Source organism: Paraconexibacter sp. AEG42_29, assembly GCF_040581415.1.
Taxonomy (GTDB): domain Bacteria; phylum Actinomycetota; class Thermoleophilia; order Solirubrobacterales; family Solirubrobacteraceae; genus Paraconexibacter.
Genome location: NZ_CP114014.1, coordinates 5,543,962 through 5,565,802, shown reverse-complemented (window position 1 = coordinate 5,565,802; position 21,841 = coordinate 5,543,962). Strand labels below are relative to the sequence as shown.

Genomic DNA, 21,841 nt, shown 5'->3' with positions numbered 1-21,841 from the left:
GCTAGTCGTCGAACAGGTAGTCGAAGACGGCATAGGCCAGCAGCCCGAAGACGAGATCATAGAGGCCGAGCAGGGCCAGATACCGCCCCGGCAGGCTGTCCGCGCCAGTCGCGGCGAGCAGTGGCGCGCTCGCCTTCGCCGCGCTGATGATCACGGGCACGAGCAGCGGCAGCGCCATCAGCGGCAGGATCAGGTCGCGCGCCCGGGTCTGGATGGCCAACGCACCGAAAAGCGTGCCGATCACGGCGATACCCACGTCCGCCATCAGCAGGACCAGCGCCAGGGCGGCGATGTCACCCGGCGAGAGGCCCGGCCCGAGCAGCAGGATCACGAACGCCGGGAGCGCCACGACCTCGACGAGGACGAGGAAGACGAGGAACGTGACGGCCTTGCTGATCAGCAGGGCGGTCCGGTCGACCGGCGCGAGCAGGAGGGCGTCGATGCCGCCCTCCTCGTGGTCGGCCACATAGAGACGCCCTGCACCGAGCATCGCCGCGAACAGCAGCGTCACCCACAGCACGCCGCTGGCGGTGTCCCCCTCGACGCTGGTGGCGTCCAGGGCGAAGCGGAAGACGACGAACGTGGTGATGCTGAACAGCGCCATCGCGGGGAGGACCTGCGGCACGCGGCGCTCGAGCAGCAGCTCCTTGCGCAGCAGCGCGCCGACGGCCTTCCGGGTCGTGATGCCGCGGGGCTCGAGGCTCATGTGCGGTACAGGTCCGTGATCGCGCCCGGCGTCAGCTCGTCCGGGGCGGCGAGGAACGCGGTCCGGCCGTCCTTCAGGCCCAGGACGAGGTCGGCCTCGGCCAGGCCCGCAGCCGGGTCGTGGCTCGTGACGACGCGGCTGCGGCCGGACTGGCGCCCGACCAGCGGCTCGAGCAGCTCGATCGCGCCCGGGTCGAGGTTCGCGCGCGGCTCATCGAGGAGCAGCAGCGCCGGGTCGTGGAGGACCGCGCGGCAGGCGGCGGTCCGCTGCAGCATCCCGCGCGAGTACGTGTGCACCGGCTCGTCGGCACGGCGCTCGAGCTTGACCTCGGCGAGCAGGTCGTCGACGCGCTGCAGCGGGACGCCGCGCAGGCGGGCGTGGAAGCGCAGGTTCTCGCGCGCGCTGAGGTCGCCGTAGAGGAGCGGCTCGTGGGTCAGCAGGCCGAGGTGCCCGCGGACGATCCAGGCGCGCTCGGGCAGCGCCTCCCCGAGGATGCGGACGACCCCGTCCGTCGGGCGCAGCAGGGTCGCGAGGACGCGCAGCAGCGTCGACTTCCCCGCGCCGTTCGGGCCGAACACGACGAGCGTCTGGCCGGCCGCGAGCGTCAGCGTCACGCCGTCGAGCGCGAGCCGATGGCCGTAGCGGCGGCGCAGGCCGTCGAGCTCAATGGCCGGTGCTGCGGCGTCCATGGTCCTGCCGGAGGGAGCCGACGGCGTGCGGGAGCACGGCGGCGAGGACCCCGAAGGTCTCGTTCAGGGCCTTCGGACTGCCGGGGAAGTTCACGATCAGCGTGCGGCCGGCCAGCCCGGCTACGCCGCGGGTCAGCATCGCGTGCGGCTTGTGCTTCAGGCCCTCGGCGCGGAGGGCCTCGGCGATGCCGGGCGCGTCGCGCTCGATGATGGCGCGCGTGGCCTCCGGGGTGTGGTCGTCGGGGGTGAAGCCGGTCCCGCCGGTGGTGAGGATCACGGCGAAGTCGTCGGCGACCAGGTCCCGCAGGCGGGCCGCGATGGCTGCGGTGGCGTCGGTCACCACCTCGGCGAGCTCGACCGTGCACCCGGCGTCGGTCGCCAGCTGCGCCAGCAGCGGGCCGGAGGCGTCGTCGCCCTGGCCGGCGGCGAGCGAGGTGGAGATCGTGAGGACCGCGGTGCGCATCGTCAGTGCGGTTCGGCCCGGCGCCACGCGCCGGACTTGCCGCCGGTCTTCTCCAGCAGGCAGACCTCGCGGATCGTGACGCCCTTGTCGAGGCCCTTGACCATGTCGTAGACCGTGAGCGCGGCGATGCTGACGGCGGTCATCGCCTCCATCTCGACGCCGGTGCGCGCCGTGGTGGACGCCGTGGCCGTCAGGGTGACGGTCCCGGCCTGAGTGTCGACGACAGCGTCGACGTCGACATGGTCGAGCGCGAGCGGGTGACACAGGGGGATCAGGTCGCCGGTGCGCTTGGCGGCGAGGATGCCGGCGATCCGCGCGACGCCGACCACGTCGCCCTTCGGCGCGTCGCCGGCGGCCACGGCCGCCGCGGTCTGCGGGCTCATCGCCACGGTGCCGCGGGCGACGGCGCGCCGGCCGGTCACCGCCTTCGCGCCGACGTCGACCATGCGCGCGGCGCCGTGCTCGTCGAGGTGGGTGAGGCGGTCGGCCATGAGTCGCATGCTCGCAGTCGGGGCGTGAACACGGGGTGCTTGCATTGCTGACCATCGGTCAGCTACTCTGCCAACCATCGGTCAGCAAGCATCTGAAGAGGAGACGACCACCATGTCGCAGCCAGTCGCAGTCCCCGTCGGTCCCGCCGCGAAGCCCGCCAGCGACGGCCCCGGCGCCGGCTACTGGCTGCTCGGGAGCGCCGCGTTCGGCCTGGCGCACCTGGCCGCCGCCGCGTGGGCGCTGTCGGCCATCGGGGCGGGCGGGTTGATCGGCGCCGCGCTGGCGGACGCCGTCTGGATCGGGCTGCTCGCCGCCCAGGTCGCCGTCCTCGGTCGCGGTGCCGGCCTTCAGCGGATGGCCGCGGCACGGCGGCGGACCTGGCTCGCGATCAGCGTGCCGCTCGCGGCGTTCGGCGCCGCGGTCTGGGTCATGGTCGGCTATCTGGCGCTCGGCCTGGTCCTCGTTGTCGCCTGCGCGGGCGTCGAGAAGTGCCTGAGCTGAACCAGCCTGAGCGGCCGTGCGGTCACCCTCTCTCCATGATCCTCGACTGCGACACGTGCTTCCGCTGAGCGCGCCGGTGTGACCTCGCACCGGGCGCGGCGTACTCGTCCACGTGCACGCCGACCGCCGCTTCCGGCTCATAGCCCTCGGCGTCGCGCCGCTCGTCCTACTCGGCCTGGTGTTCGTGCAGCTCCTCGGCGTCCCGCGGTGGCTGGGGTCACCGGCGTGGATCGCGGCCCTCGCGGTCGAGGCCGTCGTGCTGTGGCGGGTGGCGGACCCCGCGATCGCCGCCACGGGCGCGCGCACCCGCCGGGTGGCGTTCGGCCTGCTTCAGTCGGTGGTCACGGCCTGCGTGGTCGGCGGCGTGTTGCTGGCCGTGGGCCTAATGCTCGTCCTCGGCCCTGACGGCTGACCCGCCGGCGCGGCCCCGACCGTCGGTCAGGCGGGCTGATGTGCCCGCTGCGCGCTGGCGATGATGTCGGCCACCGCGCCCGGGTTGCCGGCGCGGAGGAGCTCGATCGGGTCCGGGTCGCCGCCGACGATCTCCTCGAAGAACGCCTTGCGGTCCTGGTAGGTCGGCAGCGTGCCCTTCGCCCAGCCACGGGCGTCGTTCAGCATCACGGCGAGCGTGGCGTACTCCTCGCCGAAGAGCTGCGCGACCTCGGACTTCATCCGCTTGGCCAGGGCGGGGGACGCACCGGCCGTCGAGATCGCGATCGCGAGCGGCCCCATGCGGACGATCGCCGGCAGGATGAAGTTGCACAGCGGCGGGACGTCGACGATGTTCACGAGCATCGCGCGGCGCTCGGCGTCGTCGTAGATGCGGATGTTGATGTCGGTGTCGTCGGTGCAGGCGATCACCATGAAGATGCCCTCGAGGTCCTCGATCCCGGCGTACTCGCGCGCCTCCCACCTGATCGAGCCCTCGGCGGCCAGCGCCTCGAGCTCGGGCCCGGCCTCCGGGGCGATCACGGTCACGTCACCGTCGCACGCGAGCAGGCCCTCGGTCTTCTCCAGGCCCATCGCGCCACCGCCGACGACGAGGCAGCGCCGGCCGCGCAGCTTCAGGCAGGCGATGTAGAACGGCGTCTCGAGCATGTCCTTGACGCAGGTCTGATCGCAGATCCCGCGCTTGAACTGGCAGACGCACTCTTTCCCGGCATAGGCGGCGGCAGGCATGGTCCTTCCTAGCGTAGTCGTCGTACCTTGTATGCGATGCGCCCTGCTGCGACCTACTTCAAGGAAGGCGCCCTCATCCGCCAGGTGCACGGTGAGCGCGCGGTGGGCCTCGGCGGCCCGCGCGCCCTGCTCATGATGGCCGCGCATCCTGTCGCGTTCGAGGGCTTCTTCATGTCGACCGGGGACCTCGACGACCCTTACGCGCGGCTGCGGCGGACAGCCGACGTCCTCGACGCCATCACGTTCGGCCCGAAGGCGCGGGCGGACACGATGTGCCGCCACGTGCGCGCGCGGCACGCGCAGGTCACGGGCGTCCTGCCGGCGGACGCGGGCCGGTTCCCCGCCGGCACGCCCTACGCGGCCGACGACCCGGAGCTCCTGCTGTGGATCCTCGCGTCCCTCGCGGACTCCTCGCAGCTGGCGTACGAGCGCTACGTCCGCACGCTGAGCGATGCTGAGCGCGAGGCCTACTGGCAGGACTTCAAGATCATGGGGCGGCTCTTCGGCCTCAAGGCCCGCGACATGCCGAAGACCGCCGTGGACTTCACCGACTACATGGACCGCATGCTCGCCTCGGGCGACCTCACCGTCACGGACACCGCCCGCGAGCTCGGGAAGCGGATCGTCCTGCGCCCGCCGGTCCCGCTCGCCGCGCGTCCGCTGGTGGAGCTCGTGAACCAGATCACGGTCGGCCTGCTGCCGCCCGACGTCCGGCGCCAGTACCGCCTGGGCTGGGACCCGCTCCGGGCGGTGGCGGTCGCCGGCGGCGCCGAGTACATCAAGCGCGTCCTCATCCCGCTGCTCCCCGGCCGCGTGCGCAGCGTGCCGAGCGCCCAGGCCGCCCGGGCCCTGCGCGCAGCGTGAGCCGTCGCCGGACCGCCGTCGCGTCGGCCGCGGCAGCGGTGCTGGCGCTCACGGTCGGGACGACCGGCGCCGCGGGCGCCCCGGCACCGAAGCGCGCGAAGCACCTGTCGATCGTCGCGACCGGCGACCTGCTGATCCACTCGCCGATCTACCAGCGTGCCCACGCACTCGGCGGCGGGCGGCGGTACGACTTCGCGCCGATGCTGCGGCTCGTCCGGCCCTACGTCAGCGCCGCGGACCTCGCGCTCTGCCACCTCGAGACGCCGATGGCGCCCGGTGCGCCGAGTGGCTACCCCGCGTTCAACACCCCGGGCGGCCTCGCGCGCGCGATCCGGGAGACCGGCTGGGACGCGTGCAGCACCGCGTCCAACCACTCGGTCGACCGCGGCCAGCGCGGCGTGACCGCGACGGGCCGCAAGCTCGACGCCCAGGGGATCGAGCACACCGGCAGCTTCCCGTCCGCCGCGGCGCAGCGGACGCCGCTGATCAAGACCGTGAAGGGCGTGCGGGTCGCCTTCCTCTCGTACACGGAGATGACGAACGGCATCCCGCTGCCGAACCCCTGGTCCGTCAACGTCGCGAAGGCCGCCCGCATCATCGCGGAGGCCAAGCGCGCTCGCCGCGCGGGTGCACAGGTCGTGATCGTCAACATCCACTGGGGCGCCGAGTACCGGACCGAGCCGAGCCCGTTCCAGAAGCGGCTCGCGAACGCGCTGACCCGCTCCAGCGCGATCACCGGGGTCGTCGGCCAGCACGCGCACGTCGTGCAGCCGATCCGCCGGGTCAACGGGAAGCTCGTCGTCTTCGGCGAGGGCAACCTCATCTCCAACCAGTCCTCGCCGGCGGGCAGCCAGGACGGGCTGATCGCGCAGCTCGACGTCGTCGTCGACGCCCGCGGGTCCCGCGTGGCAGGGATCCGGTACGTCCCGACCTGGGTGCGCCGCTCGGACTTCACGGTGCTGCCGATCGGCGACGCCCTGCGCCGCGGCCTGGGCGACAGAGCGGCCCTGAGGGCGTCGTATCGGCGCACGGTGATCGCGGTGGGGCGCCAGAACGGTGTCCAGCCGGTCCCGCTCCGCCTGCCCTGAAACCGCCGATTTCCAGGGAGTACCGCGGTCGCGGGCCGGCTTCGGCGGGCGGAGTGCGTCAAATCCGTCCTTGCGATCGGTCGATTCGCGGCCTACGTTGGGAACCGTCGACGGCGCTGCAGGGGGCAGTCGCCGGACCTTTTCTGGGGGGCCAGGCATGGAACGCGGGCACAGGTGGCTGCGCAGGGGCGCAGCCGGTATTTGCATCTTGACGGGGTTGCTGGCCGCCGCGCCGGCCCACGCGGCCGACTACTCCGGGGGCCGCGCGTTCTTCACGACGCCCATCGCGAGCGGCGCGCCGCTCGACGCCCGCTCGTCGCAGTGGATCGGTGGCCTCGGGCGCAGCACGCCCTACCTCAACGGGCCGGACAACCGGTTCGCTCCGCCCGTCTACCCGGTCACGAGCCAGACGCCGCTGCGCACGGTGCGCTGCAAGTTCTGCGGGGCGTACACCGGGGGCGGCGGGACCGACTACGCCGACACGGTCCAGGTCCCGATCCCCGACAACGCAGTCCCGGACCCGAGCGCGGACGGGCACCTCGCGCTCGTCGACGCCGAACGTGGCCAGGAGTGGAACCTCTTCCAGGCGAGCCGGAACTCGGACGGCTCGTGGAACGCGGGCGGCGCGGGGCACTTCAACCTCAAGGGCGACGGCCACCAGGACAACGTCCTGGGCGGCGGCAGCGCCACGGCCTCCCACCTGCCGCTCTCGCAGGCCATCTCGGTGCCGGAGGTCCTGACGGCGATCACCGACGGCAGCTACCTCATCCCGCACGCGTTGTCCTTCGGCGCGCCCAACGTCGACGGGCGCTGCTGGGTCTATCCCGCGCTCGGGTCCGACGGCGGCACGGCCGGCGGGCTGCCCGAAGGCGCCCGGATCCAGCTCGACCCGTCCCTCGACGTGTCGATGCTGCTGCCCGCCGCCCGCGTGATCGCCCGCACGCTGCAGGTCTACGGGGCCTACCTCCGCGACCAATCCGGCGCGTTCGTCTTCTACCTGCGCGAGTCCCGGGGCGCCGACCTGCCGTGGACCGCGGCCGCGGTGACCGGCGACAGCCTCAGCGGCGTCCCGACCGACCGCTTCCGCGTCCTGTCCGCGGACTTCACGACGCTCGGCACGAGCCAGCCGTTCGTGCAGCGCCCGGCGGCGACCTGCGGGCCCGGCGCCACGAGCGTCGAGCCGGACCGCAGCGCAGACGGCCGGCCGGGGCCGCCCGTGACCGTGACCGGGTCCGGCTCCTCGGCGGGAACGGGTACGGGTACGGCCTCCTCGTCCGGCTCCTCCGGTGGCAAGACCGGCAGCGACCCCGTCGCCTCGTCCGACGATGACGACCGCGTCACGGGGTCCTCGTCGTCCGCGGCGACCGCGGTGAAGAAGCCGAAGGCGCCGGTGTCGCTGCGCGTCAAACTCGCCGGCGGCAAGGCGCAGCTGGTCTGGAACTCGACCGAGAAGGGCCGCCGGTACCGCGTGTACGTCAACGGCCGGCTGCTGTCGACGACCACCCGGACCTACACCGGGCAGCTCAGGCTGAAGCGCGGCCGCAACCGCGCCTACGTCCAGGCGGTCAGCGTGGGCGGGGTCCTCGGCGGCAAGACCGCGACGATCACCTTCAAGCTCTGAGGCCGCGGCTCAGCGGCGCCGCAGCACCCGCCGCGCGACGGCCAGCATCGGGCCGCTGCCCTGCCGCAGCGCGCGCTCGCGGTCGCTGTCCCGGACCGAGCGCAGCTCGCTGATCGCGCGTGCGGTGCGCTCCAGCGCGGCGTCGTACGGGAACCACCAGAACGGCCGCGCGGCACCCGGGGACGGCGGGCTCCAGGTCAGCACCTTGGGCTCGGCACAGGTCCGCAGCGCGATCGCCCCGCGGGCGCGCCCGATCCCCGACCCCTTCACGCCGCCCCACGGCAGCTGGGGGGCGCTGCGCGTGATCAGGTGGTCGTTCATCCAGACCATCCCGACGTGCAGCTCGCGCGCGATGCGGGCGCCCTTGTAACGGTCGGCGGTCCAGACGGACGCCCCGAGGCCCGCGCCGCAGTCGTTCGCGACCCGGATGCCGTCGTCCTCGGTCTCGACCGTCGTTACGACCAGGACGGGGCCCGGCAGCTCTTCGCGCGCGATGCGCATCTCCGAGGTCACGCCGGTGAGGACGGCCGGCGCGAAGAACGTCCCGTCGGCGCGGCCGGCGATCTCCACGGGGCCGCCGCAGTGCAGCGTGGCCCCCGCGTCGACGGCCTCCTCCACGAGCGCGCGCACGCGGTCGTGGCGCTCGGCCGTCAGCAGCGGGCCGATGGCGGTGCGCGGGTCCCGCGGGTCGCCGACCTGCAGTGCCGTCGCCGCGCCGATCACGCCCTTCAGGAAGCGCTCGGACACCTCGCGCAGGACGACGGCGCGCTCGACGCTGCCGCCGGCCTGGCCGGCGTTCGCGAACGCCGCCCAGACGGTGCCGTGGACGGCCCGGTCGACGTCGGCGTCGGCGCAGATCAGCGCGACGTCCTTGCCGCCGAGCTCCAGCACGCTGCGCTTGACGGCCCGGGCACACGCCTCGCCGACCGCGCGGCCGGCGTCGTAGGAGCCCGTGAACCGCACCTGCGCCACGCGCGAGTCGACGAGCGCGCGGCCCGTGTCGTCCTCGCCGTGGACGAGGCGCAGCAGCCCTTCCGGCAGTCCGGCGCGGGCGAACACGCGCGCGATCCGCTCGCCCGCGAGCGCAGCCTGCGGCGACGGCTTCAGGACGACGGCGTTGCCCGCCATGAGCGCGACGGCGACGTCCCCCAGCGGCGTGCTGAACGGCTCGGTCGCGGGACCGATCACGGCCACGACGCCGAGTGGCTCGTAGGTCCAGCGCGCGCGGGTCAGCGGGCGCAGGGCGCGCATGATGCCCGCGCGCTCGCCGGCGAGGATCTTCGGCCCCGCCTCGGCGAGCCACTGCAGCGTCTCGATGGCCGGCAGGATCTCCAGCAGCTCGACCTCGGACCGCGGCCGGCCCTGCTCGGCGCAGATCAGGTCCGCGAGCTCGTCGGCCTCGTCGATGACCGCCTGCGCGGCGCGCTGCATGTACCGGGCGCGGTCGCGCGAGCGCAGCGCCCACCACAGCGGCTGCACCGCCGCGGCGCCGGCGACGACCGCGTCGATCGCCTCGGGCGACGTCAGCGGGACCTCGCCGAGGGTCTCGCCCGTGGCGGGGTTGCGCGACGCGAGGGTGGGGACGGGGGACGCGAGCGGCGGCATCGCGGTCGATTGTCGCAGCCGGTCGGCGCAGCGCCGGGCCACACAGACCGACGACGTGCTTCGTTTGGGGGAATCCATGCCCCGGATGGGGGCAATCTGGCGCCCGCACCCAACCACGACGGCGCGACGCGTCTGTAGCGTCGTCTGATGAGCACACTCGAGCGCGGTGTGACGCGCCAGGAGACGGCCGAACGTGTCGTCGTCCGATTCGCCGGGGACTCGGGGGACGGCATGCAGCTGGCCGGTGACCGGTTCACCGCGGCGACCGCCGCCCTCGGGAACGACCTCGCGACGCTGCCGGACTTCCCGGCGGAGATCCGCGCCCCGGCCGGCACCATCGGCGGCGTCAGCGCCTTCCAGATCCACTTCGCCTCGCGCGACATCCTGACGCCCGGCGACCGTCCGAACGTCCTCGTCGCGATGAACCCCGCGGCGCTGCGGGCGAACATGGGCCTGATGGACCGCGGCGCGACGATCATCCTCAACGAGGACGCGTTCACCGTGCGCGGGATCCAGAAGGCGGGCTACACGACGAACCCGCTCGAGGACGAGTCGCTCGACGCCTACGTCGTCCGGCGGGTCCCGATGACCACGCTCACGGCGGCGGCCGTCGAGGCCCTCGAGGGTGTCGGCTCGCGCGACGCGCAGAAGGCCCGCAACCTGTTCGCGCTCGGGCTCATCTCCTGGCTGTACGACCGGCCGACGGAGGTCACGCAGCAGTGGATCGAGGGGAAGTTCGCGTCCAAGCCGGAGATCGCGGCGGCCAACGTCGCGGCCTTCAAGGCGGGCTGGAGCTTCGGCGAGACCAGCGAGCTGATCGACGTGCAGATCCACGTCCCGAAGGCGACGGACGTCCCGCCCGGGGTCTACCGCAACGTCAACGGCACGACGACGACGGCGCTCGGCCTGGTCGCGGCCAGTTCGGCGAGCGGGCTGCCGCTGGTCTTCGGCGCCTACCCGATCACGCCGGCCTCCGAGCTGCTGCACACGCTTTCGCGCCACGCCAAGCTCGGTGTGCGGACGGTGCAGGCCGAGGACGAGATCGCCGCGGCGTCGATCGCGCTGGGCGCGTCGTTCGGCGGGCGCCTGGGCGTGACCGCGACCAGCGGCCCGGGCATGGACCTGAAGTCCGAGACCATCGGGCTGGCGGTGATGCTCGAGCTGCCGATGGTCATCGTCGACGTGCAGCGGGCCGGCCCGTCGACCGGCCTGCCGACGAAGACCGAGCAGTCCGACCTGCTGATGGCGCTCCACGGCCGGCACGGCGAGTCGCCGATCCCGGTCGTGGCGGCGTCCACCCCCGGGCAGTGCTTCGACGCGGCCTACGAGGCAGCGCGGATCGCGGTGAAGTACCGCACGCCGGTGATCCTGCTGACCGACCTGTTCCTCGCGAACTCGAGCGAGCCGTGGCTGATCCCGGACGCCGGCGCGCTGGCCCCGATCGACGCGCGGCAGCGGACCACACCGCCCGGCGACGACGAGGTGTTCCACCCGTACGCCCGGGACGCCGACCTGGCCCGCGAGTGGGCGGTCCCCGGGACCCCCGGCCTCGCCCACCGGATCGGCGGGCTGGAGAAGGCCGACCTGACGGGCGCGATCTCCTACGAGGGGCCGAACCACCAGCGGATGACCGACCTGCGGGCGGCGAAGATCGCCGGGATCGACGTGCCCGACCTCGAGGTCCACGGCGAGGAGGACGCGTCGCTGCTGGTCATCGGCTGGGGCTCGAGCCGCGGCGCGATCCGGGCAGGCGCGCGGCGCGCCCGGGAGAGCGGCGCGCGCGTCGCCACCGCCCACTTCCATCACCTGAACCCGCTGCCGGCGAACACCGCCGAGGTCCTGCGGGCCTACGACCGCGTCCTGCTGCCGGAGATGAACTGCGGGCAGCTGGCGTCGGTCCTCCGCGCGAAGTTCCTCGTCGACGTCGAGTCCTACAGCCGGGTCGAGGGGCGGCCGCTGTTCGCCCCCGAGATCGAGACCGCGATCCTGGAGCGCATCTGATGTCCACCATTCCCGAGACCCGTGAGCTCACGAAGGCCGACTTCCAGTCCGGCGCGGAGACGCGCTGGTGCCCGGGCTGCGGCGACTACGCGATCCTCGCCGCCGTCCAGTCGTTCATGCCCGAGCTCGGGATTCCGCCGGAGAAGATCGTCTTCGTCAGCGGCATCGGCTGCGCGGGCCGCTTCTCCTACTACATGGACACGTACGGGATGCACGGCATCCACGGCCGTGGTCCCGCGCTGGCGACGGGCCTGGCCACCGCCCGCGACGATCTGTCGATCTGGGTGGTGACCGGCGACGGCGACGCGCTGTCGATCGGCGGCAACCACCTGATCCACGCGCTGCGCCGCAACGTGCCGCTGAAGATCCTGCTCTTCAACAACCAGATCTACGGGCTGACGAAGGGGCAGGCGTCCCCGACGTCCGAGGTCGGCAAGGTCACGAAGTCGACGCCGTTCGGCTCGACGGACGCGCCCTTCAACCCGGTCTCGCTCGCGCTCGGGGCGGACGCGACGTTCGTCGCCCGCACGATCGACAAGGACAAGAAGCACCTGACGGCCACGCTACGGGCCGCGGCCGCGCACCCGGGGTCGGCGCTCGTCGAGATCTACCAGAACTGTCCCGTGTTCAACGACGGCGCGTTCGGCGCGCTGACCGACAAGGACCTCGCTGCGCTGAACCAGATCCGGCTCGTGGCGGGGGAGCCGATCGTATGGCCAGCGGACGCCGAGGGCGCGCAGCGGTGCGTGGCGCGCGGGGACGACGGGGACCTCGTGATCGCGCCGGTCGGCGAGGTCGACGAGGCCGCGGTCGTCGTGCATGACCCGACTCGGGAGAACCCGGCGCTCGCCTTCGCCCTGTCGCGGCTCTCGGCCCACCCGGACGGCCCGACGCCGATCGGCGTCTTCCGGGACGTGCAGCGACCGGTCTACGCGGCGGACCTGCCGCCGGCAGGCACCCCGGACCGCTCGCAGGTCGAGGAACTGCTCCACGGGGGCGACACCTGGACGGTCGCCTGACGCTTCTGCTCGAGCGGTGAATGGCGGTCCACCCGGCTCCGAGCCGTGTGATACGCCACTCACGCCGTGCGGTCCTCGGCGCCACCGACCCCCGACCGGTGCTGCCCGGAGGGTCCTGCGGGCGATACCCGTCGGATACTCCGAGCGTCCATCCCGGACCGGCTGCGCGGAGGGTTCCGCGGGTCAGGCCCGCCAAATCCTCCGCGGACCCGTGCGATCCACCTCTCGCCCCGCCCGGCCAGCCGCTCGCTCCACGCGCCGCACCCGAGACCACGCAGCCTCCCAGCGTCCTCCGCTGTCAACAGCCCGCAGTTCCCAAAGCCGCCGCGCCCAGGGCGGTCCTCGGCGTCAGCGCCACCGACCCGCGACCACGAGGCCCTCGTTCACCGCCACCGACCCGCGACGCGCGAGGTCCTCGGCGTCAGCGCCACCGACCCCCGACCATCAGGATGCCCCGACGCAGAGGCAGGAGCGCTTCAGGCGGCGCGGCGAGCGGAGGCCGCCGTGTGGAGGACGTCGGCCAGCGCCGCGCCCAGGCCCGGGGCCGACGCCTCGTCGGCGATCAGCAGGTCCGGCGTGCCGTGGGCGAAGGTGACCGCCCCGACGCCGACCACGGTCTCGCCGGCCACCGCGCCCGGCGTCCAGGTCGTGGCGAAGACCACCGCCCGGCGCTGCGGATCGAACCGCAGCGTGCGCTGCAGGTCGAGCAGGTCGATGCCCACGCCGACCCGGCCGAGCAGCGCCAGCAGCCCCGCGCGATCACGCGCCTGCGGAAGGCGCAGGCGGACGCGGCTGCCGTCGAGCAGCGTGAGGTGGGTGTGGAGCAGCACTGGGATGAGCGGTCAGGTGGAGCGGGGAAGGAAGCACTTCGCGTGCACGAACGGCTATTCCTGCAAACACATGTTCGCAACGAACGGTGTGGCGGATGTAAAGATGTTTGTGTACGCAACGTTTCTGCAACGTTCGTACGCGGACGGTGGGCAGGAGGGATCAGTCCAGCCCGCGGTCGCGGCGGACCGCGGCCAGTCGCTCGGCCAGTGCGGCCTCAGCGTCGTCCGGCGCGTAGAAGCGGGTCCCGGCGATCGACGGTGGCATGACGTCCTGGCGCGTCAGGTGGCCCGGGTTGTCATGCGGGTAGTCGTACCCGGGCTCGCGCCGGTTCGCCGATCGCAGGTAGGCAGGCGGGACCTGCGCCCCGTGCTGCCGCACGTGCTCGCGCGCGGCGGCGATGGCGACGTAGCCCGCGTTGGACTTCGGCGCGAGCGCGAGATGGATCGCGCACTGGGCGAGGGGATGCATCGCCTCCGGCATGCCGACGAGCTGGACGGCCTGCGCGGCGGCGGCCGCGACGACGAGCGCCTGCGGGTCGGCGCCGCCGATGTCCTCGCTGGCCAGGATGACCATGCGGCGGGCGATGAAGCGCGGGTCTTCGCCGGCTTCGAGCATCACCGCGAGGTAGTAGAGCGACGCGTCCGGGTCGCTCGCACGCGTCGCCTTGATCCAGGCGGAGATGACGTCGTAGTGCTGGTCGCCCGCCTTGTCGTAGCGGATCGCGCGGCGCTGGAAGGCGTCCTCCGCCGCGGCCAGCGTGACGTGGCCGCCGGTCGTGGCGACCGCCAGCTCGAGCGCCGCCAGGGCCGCGCGCGCGTCGCCGCTGGCGCGGTCGGCCAGGAAGGCGAGCGCCTCGTCGTCGGCCCGCGCGCCCGTGCTGGCGAGCTCGCCGTCGAGCGCCCGCCGCAGCAGGAGCTCGACGTCGTCCGCGGTCAGCAGGTGCAGCTCGTACAGGCGGCAGCGGCTGAGGAGCGCGGCGTTGACCTCGTAGGACGGGTTCTCGGTCGTCGCGCCGATGAGCGTCACGAGGCCCTCCTCGACCGCGGGCAGCAGCGCGTCTTGCTGCGCCTTGTTGAAGCGGTGGATCTCGTCGAGGAAGAAGACCGTGGCGGTGCCGCTGGTCGAGCGGCGGTGGCGGGCGCGCTCCATCACCGCGCGCACCTCGGCGCGGCCGGCCTCGACCGCGCTGAGCTCCTCGAAGGCGGCGTTGGCCGCCGCGGCGACGATCCGGGCGAGCGTCGTCTTGCCCGTGCCCGGCGGGCCGTAGAGCAGCATCGAGTGCGGCCGGCCGCGGTCGACCGCGACCCGCAGCGGCGCGCCGTCCTTCAGCAGGTGCTGCTGCCCGACGACCTCGGCGACGGTCGCGGGGCGCATCCGGGCGGCCAGCGGCGAGCCGGCCCCGGCGTCACCCGTCGGCTGCGCGGCCGCGGGGGTCGGGGTCGGGTCGCCGAAGAGCTGGTCCACGCGTCCTAGTATGCGACGCGGCCGGGACGCCCCCGCCCAGGATGGTGTCCCGGAGCGCCTGTGCGGCGAGGCCGAGGGGCCGGCCGGTCGGGACGGCGAGGGCGACGCGGTGCGCGTGGTCCGGCGCGCCGGTGAGCGGGACGGTGGCGATCGACCCGTCGTCCGCCCCGACGAGCGACGCCGGGATCAGCGCGACGGCGAGCCCGTGGCGGACGAGGTCGACGATCGACGAGCTGTCGTTGACCTCGTACTCGAGGCGGCGCCGCAGGCCGGCGGCGGCGAACACCCGGTCGTTGGCGGTGCGCATGCTCCACCCGGGCGGCAGATCCGCCGCAGGTTCGGCGGCGACCGTCGCCAGGTCGATCGCCGGCCACGACGCGAACCGGTGGCCGGCGTGGCAGGCGAGGGCCATCGGCTCGCTCGCGAGCTCGGTCAGGGCGAGGCCGGCAGGCGGCGCGGACAGCGGGGCGGGATTGCCCAGGACCGCGAGGTCGAGCCGCCCGTCGCGCACCATGTCCGCCAGGACCGCCGAGCCCGCCTGGCGCAGCTCCACGTGGACCGCGGCATGGTCGCGGCGGAACGCGGCGACGAATGCGGCGGTGCTGACCGGCCCCGTCGCCTGGGCCTGCATGACGCCGAGGCGCACCGTCCCGCGCAGCCCGCCGCGGACCTGGTCGACTGCCTCGCGCGCGGCGGCGGCCGCCGCCAGCGTGCCGCGCGCCTCGGGCACCAGCGCCCGGCCCGCGTCGGTCAGGTCCACGCGGTGGGTCGTGCGGTCGAAGAGCGGCGCCTCGAGCTCCTCCTCGAGCCGCCGCACGGTCGCGGACACCGCCGACTGCGACGTCCCGAGGCGCTCCGCGGCCCGCGTGAAGCTCTGCGTCTCCGCGACCGCGAGGAACGTCAGCAGGTGCCGGAGCTCCATCATCGGCAGCAGAGGTTATCGCGACAGGCGATGACCGATATCGCTCCTGACCGCTTTCGGTGATGACCGACGGTTGCCAGGATGCAGGGCATGACCCGAGCGACAGCCACGACCCGGTCCCACGAGCGCGGCTTCTGGGCCGTCGCCTTCACCTTCCTCGCGCTCATGGCGTACTCGGCCGTCCCGACGCCCCTCTACGCGATCTACATGGCGCGCGACGGCTTCGGGTCGCTGACCGTGACCGTGATCTTCGCCGTGTACGCGTTCGGCGTGATGGCGAGCCTGTGGCTGGCGGGCCACCTGTCGGACGTCCTGGGCCGCCGCCGGCTGTTGGTCGCCGCGCTCGTCCTGACCCTGCTCAGCAGCCTCTTCTTCCTCTTCTGGCGCGAGGTGCCCGGCCTGATGATCGGCCGCTTCGTCAACGGGCTGGGCATCGGGGCCGCCACCGCCACCGCGACCGCGTGGATCGCCGAGCTCCACACGGGCGCGCGGCCCGAGGCGGACGCCCGCCGCGCGCAGCGTGTCGCCCTGATCGCGAACATCGGCGGCCTCGCGGTCGGCCCGCTCGCGGCCGGCGCGCTCGCCCAGTGGGTCGACCATCCGCTGACGATCCCGTACCTGGTCTCGATCGCGACGCTGGTGGCCGGGCTCGTGTTCGTCCTGCTGGCGCCGGAGACCCGTCCCGCCGCCGTGCCGCGGCCCGCCTACCGCCCGCAGAGCGTCACGATCCCGGCGGCCGACCGGGCCCGCTTCGCGGCGGCCGCCCTGGCATCGCTCGTCGCCTTCGCCGTGTACGGCCTCTTCAACGCGATGGCGCCGACCTTCCTCGCCGGAACGCTGCACCACACGTCCCACGCCCTCGCGGGCGCCGCTGCGTTCGTCGCGTTCGGGTCCGGTGTCGGCGCGCAGCTCGCCGCGGAGCGCCTCAGCGTCGACCGGATCCTGCGCACCGGGATCGGGGCGATGCTCGCCGGCCTTGCGATCCTCGTCCTTGCGGTCTGGCTGCCCACGCCGAGCCTCGCGCTGTTCCTGATCGGCGGAGCGGTCGCCGGCGGTGCGGGTGGCCTGCTGTTCAAGGGCGCGCTCACGACCGTCGCCTCGATCGCCCCGCCCGAGACCCGCGCCGAGGCGCTGGCCGGCCTGTTCCTGTGCGCCTACGTCGGGATCTCCGTCCCGGTGATCGGGCTCGGCCTCATGAACGAGGCGCTGAGCCCGCGGTCGGCGCTCGCGATCTTCGCCGGCGTCCTCGCCGCGGGGGTCCTGGCCGCCACGCCGGTGCTGCTCGGCGGCCGCAAGGACGCCGAGCAGGGGGCGAACAAGGTGCCTGTGCCGGTGTGACCAGCTGCTCGTAGAGTGGGCGTCGTGGAGCGACTCGCGACGGCCCTGCTGCAGCAACTGATCCGGTGCAACACCGTCAACCCTCCGGGGAACGAGCGCCCGGCGCAGGAGCTGCTCGCCGCCGAGCTCGAGGGCGCGGGCTTCGAGGGCATCACCATGGTCGGCTCCTCGGAGGAGCGGCCGAACCTCGTGGCGCGGCTGAAGGGCAAGGCGGACGGGCCGACGCTGTGCCTGCTCTCCCACGTGGACACGGTCCTCGCCTCCCCCGCCGACTGGGAGCGGGACCCGTGGTCGGGGACCGTTGACGACGACGGCATGTTGTGGGGCCGCGGTGCGCTGGACATGAAGTCGCAGACCGCGGCGGAGGTCGCCGCCGCATGCACCCTGGCGGCGTCCGGCTGGCGGCCCGAGCGCGGCGAGCTGCTGATCGTGTCGGTCGCCGACGAGGAGACGGGCGGCTCGCAGGGCGCCCAGTGGATCTGCGAGCACCACCCCGACCTCGTCCGCTGCGACGAGCTGCTGAACGAGGGCGGTGGCCCCGTCATCCCGTTCGAGGACGGCCGCTACTACGGGGTCTGCGTCGCGGAGAAGGGCGTCTTCCGCTTCACGATCACCACCGACGGCATCGCCGGGCACGCGTCGATCCCGAAGATGGGCGACAACGCGCTGCTGAAGCTCGCGCCGTTCCTGCAGCTGATGGCCGACCGGCAGCCCGGGCTGGACATCACGACGGGGCCGCGCGGGATGCTCGAGGGCCTCGGCATCCCGGTCGACGGCGACCCGGCCGGCGCGCTGGCCGAGCTGCAGCGCCGTGACCCCATCCTCGGGATGCTCGTCGAGCCGATGCTCGGCGTCAGCCTCGCGCCGACGAAGATCAGCGCGAGCAAGAAGATCAACGTCATCCCCGCGAGCGCCGAGATCCGCGTCGACTGCCGCGTCCCGCCGGGCCTCGGCCGCGAGCTCGCCGAGCGCCGCATCACCGAGGTCCTGGGGACCGACGGCTACCGGCTGGACTTCACCGAGCAGGTTCCCGGCAACGAGTCGCCGGTCGACACCGACCTGTTCCGGACGATCGAGTCGTGGATCGCCAAGGAGGATCCGGAGGCGAAGGTGATCCCGACGATCCTCGCGGGCTTCACCGACTCGCGGACCTTCCGCAACGCCTTCCCGGAGTGCGTCGCCTACGGCTGGTTCCCGCACAAGCACCAGACGCTCTACGAGACCGCCCCGCTCGTCCATTCGGCCAACGAGCGGATCGACGTGCGGGATCTCGGGTACGCCACCCGCTGCTACGCCCACATCATCAAGGAGCGCCTGGGTTCATGAGCACCACGGAAGCGCAGCAGCCGGAACGGCTGCGACTCGGGGGCATGGCGCTCCGCAACGGCCTGCTCGTGCACGGCCCGACGCACTGGTCGGTCGCGGCCCGCCGGCCGGACGGCACGATCGGGGTCGCCTCCGGTCGCAAGCCGCAGCTGCGCCGCGCGGCGTCCGACGTCCCGCTCGTCCGCGGCATCGCGGCGATCGGCGAGGCGATGGCCGTGATCCCGCTCGTCAAGCGCGGGCTGCCGGAGGCGCAGCTGCCGTTCCAGAACCCGGCGGTCCTGGGCGCGATGGGCGCGACGATGCTGACCGGCGCCCTGCTGCGGCGGCGGATCTCCGGGCCGGGCGGCGAGGCGGCGCTCGCGCTGCTGGGGCTCGCGCCGTCGCTGATCGCGCTGCGCGGCGGCGACCTCGCGGCCTACCACGGCGTCGAGCACAAGGCGATCGCCGCGTACGAGGGGTCGGACCCCGACGACGCCGTCGCCGGTGTCACCGCGGGCGCGCGCGACGCCTCGAAGGAGCACGATCGCTGCGGGTCGCACCTGATGGCGCCGCTGATGGTCGCCACCGTCGCCGGCAACACGCTGCTGCGCCGCATGGTCGAGAAGCCGACGCAGGCGCAGGGCATCGCGCTGCAGCTGGCGTCGGTCGGGGTCGCGGTCGAGGTCTTCTCGTGGGCGGAGAAGCACGCGTCCAGCGGTGCCGCTCGCGCCCTGCGGCGACCGGGCCACGAGCTGCAGCGGGTGATCGGGACGCGCGAGCCGACGGACGCCCAGCTCGAGGTGGGCTACGCAGCCCTCGCCGAGATCCTGCGCGTCGAGGGCTGATCGACTGCGTCGATCAGCTGGGGAGTTCGCGCCTGGCCCCGCGGCGATGCGGGCCGCCGAGAACGAACTCCCGGAGAGCCGGCCGAGATGCGATGAGCGTCGACCCTGGTGATGAGAAACGGGTCTCGACGCGGGTGGGGCGGCCGAGGTCAGCCGACGAGGCGCGTCATCAGGCGGGTGAGCGTCGCCGGCGCGTCCTGCGTCAGGCCCGTGTGGACCGTCGACGGCTGCACGATCGTGCTCGCCGGGGCGACCAGCCAGTGGAACCGCTCGGACGGCTCCTGCGCCGCCACCGGTCCACCCGCGGGGTCCCCGGCCGCGATCAGCTCGAGCGTCCGCAGGTAGGCCGCGATCGCGACGCCGTCGGCGGTCGGCGCCAGCGCATGGAGGCGGGCCTCGTCGACGGCGGTGCGGGCCTCGAGGAAGCGCGCGCGCCGGCAGAACAGCACGACGCCCGCGTTCACGCACTCGCCGCGCTCCAGGTCGGGGATCACGCGCAGCACCGCGTAGGCGAACGGCTCACCCGCGGGCATCCTCGGCCTCCTGGCAGAGCTGCGTCGACGCGGCGACCCGGGCGCGCAGGAAGCGCGTGTACGCCTCCGGGCCGGCGTCGCCCGCCCACCCGTCGGGGACGAAACCGGCGAGCCGCTCCAGCAGCGCGTCGTCCACCAGCGGTGCGAGCCGCGAGCCTGCGTCCGCCAGCGAGCCCGCACGCGCCAACAGCACGTGCTGCGCGATCAGCGGGAACGGCTGCACGGCGAGGCCTTCGGGGTCCGAGTCGTCGCGGTGGTGGCGGTAGAACGCCGCCCCGTGGTCGATCAGCCAGGTGGCGCCGTGCCACTGCAGCAGGTTCGGGTTGCGCGGCGTGCGGTCGACGTTCATCACGAGGCTGTCGAGCCACACGACCTCGGCGGCCAGCGCGGGGTCCACGGCGTCCGGTCCGGCGAACGCGAGCGACCCCGGGAGGAAGTCCATCGCGACGTTCAGCCCTGCACTGGCCTGCAGGAGCTCCTGGATCTCGGGGTCCGGCTCGGCCACGCCGATGCGCGGATCGAGCTCGCAGAGCACGAGCTCGGGGACGGGCAGGCCGAGCGCGCGGGCGAGCTCGCCGGCGATCAGCTCGGCGACCAGCGCCCGTGGCCCCTGGCCCGCGCCGCGGAACTTCAGGACGTACAGCCCGTCGTCGTCGGCCTCGACCAGCGCCGGCATGGAGCCGCCTTCGCGGAAGGGCGTGACGTAGCGGGTGGCCGTGATCGTGCGCATGGGTCAATCGTCCAGATGGGGCCTTGACCCCCTTGAGGACCAGGCCGAACGACTCGATAGTGACGACTGTGGGTATCTCGGCAGCCATTCCCCTTGCACTGACATGGTCTGAGCAGGTCCGCCAGTTCGGAGACGACTGGGGTCAGACCCTGGGCATCGTCTTCATGATGGCGATCGCCTACGTCCTCATCCAGACGCTCAAGCGGATGCCGAAGACGAAGCCGGTGCAGATCAAGCCGGACTCGAAGAGCGACATCGGCTGGGACGACATCGCCGGGGTCGACGAGGCCAAGGCCGAGCTGCGCGAGGTCGTCGAGTTCCTCAAGGACCCGAAGAAGTTCGAGAAGCTCGGCGCGAAGGTCCCGCGGGGCGTCCTGCTCCACGGCCCGCCCGGCACCGGCAAGACGCTGCTCGCGAAGGCCGTCGCGCACGAGTCCGGAGCGCAGTTCTTCAGCCAGTCGGCGTCCTCGTTCGTCGAGATGTTCGCCGGCCTCGGCGCCGCCCGGATTCGCCGCCTGTTCCGCGAGGCCCGCAAGAACTCGCCGTCGATCCTGTTCATCGACGAGCTCGACGCCGTGGGTGCCCGCCGCGGCACCGACAACAACTCCGAGCGCGAGCAGACGCTCAACCAGCTGCTGGTCGAGATGGACGGCTTCAGTGGCAGCGACAACGTCGTCGTCATCGCCGCCTCCAACCTGCTCGACAAGCTCGACCCGGCGCTGACCCGCCCGGGGCGCTTCGACCGCCAGGTCTTCGTGACCCCGCCGGACGTCGCGGGCCGCCGCAAGGTCCTCGACGTCCACACCCGCACGAAGCCGCTCGGCCTCGACGTCGACCTCGACGTCATCGCCCAGCAGACCAGCGGCCTGACCGGCGCCGACCTCGCGAACCTCGCGAACGAGGCGGCGATCTTCTGCGCCCGTCGCAGCGGGCTCGCGGTCTCCAAGGCCGACTTCGACGACGCCCTCGAGCGGGTCGTCGCCGGCGTGCAGTCCTCCACGACGCTGAACCCGCGCGAGCGCCGGATCGTCGCCTTCCACGAGGCCGGTCACGCGCTCTGCCGCGAGCTGCTGAAGACGACCGACCCGGTCCACAAGATCTCGATCGTGCCCCGCGGCGCCGCGCTCGGCTACGTCATGAACGTGCCCGACGAGGACAGCTACCTGAAGACCCGCGAGGAGCTGATCGACCAGATCACCGTCCTCCTCGGTGGCCGCGTGGCCGAGCAGATCGTCTTCGGCGCGGTGACGACCGGCGCGGCCAACGACCTGCTGCGCGTCGCCGAGCTGACCCACGCGATGGTCCACGAGTACGCCATGGGCACGTCGACCTCGGTCGCGAAGGCGATCACCGACTCGAACGTCGTCAGCGACGTCACCCGCCGGATCCGCGACGAGGAGCAGCAGGAGCTGGCCTTCGAGGGCGAGAGCGCCGCGCGCCGCCTGATCCTGGAGCACCGCGCGAAGCTCGACGAGATCGCCGAGGAGCTGCTGCGCCGCGAGGTGCTCGAACGCGACTCGATCGACGAGATCATGCGCGGCGTGGCGCAGCTCGAGCGCCGTCCCGGCGAGCCCGGGCTCCGGGTCGTCGCGGCCAAGCGCCTCGACGAGGACGGCCCCGTCGTCGCCTGACGCGGTCGACGTTC

At 73.3% G+C, this 21,841-nt stretch carries 22 protein-coding genes; 11 read left to right on the top strand and 11 right to left on the bottom strand.

Going from position 1 to position 21,841, the window contains the following annotated elements:
• Nucleotide 1 precedes the first annotated feature (1 nt).
• Genes DSM112329_RS26375 through moaC form a run of 4 tightly spaced genes read right to left on the bottom strand, consistent with a single transcriptional unit; the run spans nt 2 to nt 2,349 of the window.
• The gene (locus tag DSM112329_RS26375) at nt 2-706 is read right to left on the bottom strand and encodes a heme exporter protein CcmB (RefSeq protein ID WP_354699557.1); all 705 of its coding nucleotides are present in this window, start codon (nt 704-706) and stop codon (nt 2-4) included.
• The gene (locus tag DSM112329_RS26370; protein ID WP_354699556.1) at nt 703-1,395 is read right to left on the bottom strand and encodes an ABC transporter ATP-binding protein; all 693 of its coding nucleotides are present in this window, start codon (nt 1,393-1,395) and stop codon (nt 703-705) included. Before DSM112329_RS26370 ends, DSM112329_RS26375 begins: the two co-directional genes overlap by 4 nt.
• Nucleotides 1,370-1,858: a MogA/MoaB family molybdenum cofactor biosynthesis protein gene (locus tag DSM112329_RS26365; protein WP_354699555.1), complete on the bottom strand. Its 489-nt coding sequence runs from the start codon at nt 1,856-1,858 to the stop codon at nt 1,370-1,372. Before DSM112329_RS26365 ends, DSM112329_RS26370 begins: the two co-directional genes overlap by 26 nt.
• Before the next feature lie 2 nt (nt 1,859-1,860).
• Nucleotides 1,861-2,349: a cyclic pyranopterin monophosphate synthase MoaC gene (gene moaC / locus DSM112329_RS26360; protein WP_354699554.1), complete on the bottom strand. Its 489-nt coding sequence runs from the start codon at nt 2,347-2,349 to the stop codon at nt 1,861-1,863.
• A gap of 112 nt (nt 2,350-2,461) precedes the next feature.
• Between moaC and DSM112329_RS26355 the strand changes: the two genes are divergently transcribed.
• Both DSM112329_RS26355 and DSM112329_RS26350 read left to right on the top strand, forming a co-directional pair.
• On the top strand, nt 2,462-2,851 hold the full coding sequence (locus DSM112329_RS26355; RefSeq protein ID WP_354699553.1) for a hypothetical protein: 390 nt from the start codon (nt 2,462-2,464) through the stop codon (nt 2,849-2,851).
• Between the two features lie 112 nt (nt 2,852-2,963).
• Nucleotides 2,964-3,263, top strand: coding sequence for a hypothetical protein (locus tag DSM112329_RS26350; RefSeq protein ID WP_354699552.1), 300 nt, complete (start codon nt 2,964-2,966; stop codon nt 3,261-3,263).
• A gap of 26 nt (nt 3,264-3,289) precedes the next feature.
• Here the strand turns inward: DSM112329_RS26350 and DSM112329_RS26345 are convergent, their stop codons facing one another.
• Nucleotides 3,290-4,030: a bifunctional precorrin-2 dehydrogenase/sirohydrochlorin ferrochelatase gene (locus DSM112329_RS26345; protein WP_354699551.1), complete on the bottom strand. Its 741-nt coding sequence runs from the start codon at nt 4,028-4,030 to the stop codon at nt 3,290-3,292.
• A 36-nt stretch (nt 4,031-4,066) separates the two neighbouring features.
• Here DSM112329_RS26345 and DSM112329_RS26340 point away from each other — a divergent pair, with 36 nt between their 5' ends.
• The 3 genes from DSM112329_RS26340 (at nt 4,067) to DSM112329_RS26330 (ending at nt 7,603) form a co-directional block, all read left to right on the top strand.
• On the top strand, nt 4,067-4,894 hold the full coding sequence (locus tag DSM112329_RS26340; RefSeq protein WP_354699550.1) for an oxygenase MpaB family protein: 828 nt from the start codon (nt 4,067-4,069) through the stop codon (nt 4,892-4,894).
• Entirely contained in the window at nt 4,891-5,982 is a 1,092-nt protein-coding gene (locus DSM112329_RS26335; RefSeq protein ID WP_354699549.1) for a CapA family protein, read from the top strand. Before DSM112329_RS26340 ends, DSM112329_RS26335 begins: the two co-directional genes overlap by 4 nt.
• Before the next feature lie 208 nt (nt 5,983-6,190).
• Nucleotides 6,191-7,603, top strand: a complete 1,413-nt coding sequence (locus DSM112329_RS26330; RefSeq protein WP_354699548.1) for a hypothetical protein — start codon at nt 6,191-6,193, stop codon at nt 7,601-7,603.
• A gap of 9 nt (nt 7,604-7,612) precedes the next feature.
• Here the strand turns inward: DSM112329_RS26330 and DSM112329_RS26325 are convergent, their stop codons facing one another.
• Nucleotides 7,613-9,208 (bottom strand): aldehyde dehydrogenase family protein, encoded by a 1,596-nt coding sequence (locus DSM112329_RS26325; protein WP_354699547.1) that lies wholly within the window; start codon nt 9,206-9,208, stop codon nt 7,613-7,615.
• Nucleotides 9,209-9,355: 147 nt separating this feature from the next.
• Here DSM112329_RS26325 and DSM112329_RS26320 point away from each other — a divergent pair, with 147 nt between their 5' ends.
• Nucleotides 9,356-11,209, top strand: a complete 1,854-nt coding sequence (locus DSM112329_RS26320; RefSeq protein ID WP_354699546.1) for a 2-oxoacid:acceptor oxidoreductase subunit alpha — start codon at nt 9,356-9,358, stop codon at nt 11,207-11,209.
• The gene (locus DSM112329_RS26315) at nt 11,209-12,228 is read left to right on the top strand and encodes a 2-oxoacid:ferredoxin oxidoreductase subunit beta (protein ID WP_354699545.1); all 1,020 of its coding nucleotides are present in this window, start codon (nt 11,209-11,211) and stop codon (nt 12,226-12,228) included. Before DSM112329_RS26320 ends, DSM112329_RS26315 begins: the two co-directional genes overlap by 1 nt.
• Nucleotides 12,229-12,704: 476 nt before the next feature.
• Here DSM112329_RS26315 and DSM112329_RS26310 read toward each other — a convergent pair whose 3' ends face one another.
• The 3 genes from DSM112329_RS26310 to DSM112329_RS26300 all read right to left on the bottom strand — a co-directional run bounded on the left by DSM112329_RS26310 (nt 12,705) and on the right by DSM112329_RS26300 (nt 15,448).
• Nucleotides 12,705-13,058, bottom strand: a complete 354-nt coding sequence (locus DSM112329_RS26310) for a hypothetical protein (protein ID WP_354699544.1) — start codon at nt 13,056-13,058, stop codon at nt 12,705-12,707.
• Nucleotides 13,059-13,218: 160 nt separating this feature from the next.
• The gene (locus DSM112329_RS26305) at nt 13,219-14,523 is read right to left on the bottom strand and encodes a replication-associated recombination protein A (protein WP_354699543.1); all 1,305 of its coding nucleotides are present in this window, start codon (nt 14,521-14,523) and stop codon (nt 13,219-13,221) included.
• Complete coding sequence (locus DSM112329_RS26300) at nt 14,465-15,448, bottom strand: LysR family transcriptional regulator (protein ID WP_354699542.1); 984 nt, start codon at nt 15,446-15,448, stop codon at nt 14,465-14,467. Before DSM112329_RS26300 ends, DSM112329_RS26305 begins: the two co-directional genes overlap by 59 nt.
• 87 nt (nt 15,449-15,535) lie before the next feature.
• Between DSM112329_RS26300 and DSM112329_RS26295 the strand changes: the two genes are divergently transcribed.
• Genes DSM112329_RS26295 through DSM112329_RS26285 form a run of 3 tightly spaced genes read left to right on the top strand, consistent with a single transcriptional unit; the run spans nt 15,536 to nt 18,933 of the window.
• Entirely contained in the window at nt 15,536-16,783 is a 1,248-nt protein-coding gene (locus DSM112329_RS26295) for an MFS transporter (RefSeq protein ID WP_354699541.1), read from the top strand.
• A 24-nt stretch (nt 16,784-16,807) separates the two neighbouring features.
• A complete protein-coding gene (locus DSM112329_RS26290) occupies nt 16,808-18,109 on the top strand; it encodes a M20/M25/M40 family metallo-hydrolase (protein ID WP_354699540.1) in 1,302 nt (433 codons plus the stop codon).
• Nucleotides 18,106-18,933, top strand: a complete 828-nt coding sequence (locus DSM112329_RS26285; RefSeq protein ID WP_354699539.1) for a DUF1385 domain-containing protein — start codon at nt 18,106-18,108, stop codon at nt 18,931-18,933. The genes DSM112329_RS26290 and DSM112329_RS26285 overlap by 4 nt, the downstream gene beginning before the upstream one ends.
• Before the next feature lie 149 nt (nt 18,934-19,082).
• Here the strand turns inward: DSM112329_RS26285 and DSM112329_RS26280 are convergent, their stop codons facing one another.
• Complete coding sequence (locus tag DSM112329_RS26280; protein WP_354699538.1) at nt 19,083-19,466, bottom strand: DUF3037 domain-containing protein; 384 nt, start codon at nt 19,464-19,466, stop codon at nt 19,083-19,085.
• Entirely contained in the window at nt 19,453-20,196 is a 744-nt protein-coding gene (locus DSM112329_RS26275) for a HipA family kinase (RefSeq protein ID WP_354699537.1), read from the bottom strand. Before DSM112329_RS26275 ends, DSM112329_RS26280 begins: the two co-directional genes overlap by 14 nt.
• A 68-nt stretch (nt 20,197-20,264) precedes the next feature.
• On the opposite strand from DSM112329_RS26275, the gene DSM112329_RS26270 reads away from it, so the two are divergent.
• Nucleotides 20,265-21,827 (top strand): AAA family ATPase, encoded by a 1,563-nt coding sequence (locus DSM112329_RS26270; protein WP_354699536.1) that lies wholly within the window; start codon nt 20,265-20,267, stop codon nt 21,825-21,827.
• The last annotated feature ends 14 nt before the right edge of the window (nt 21,828-21,841 follow it).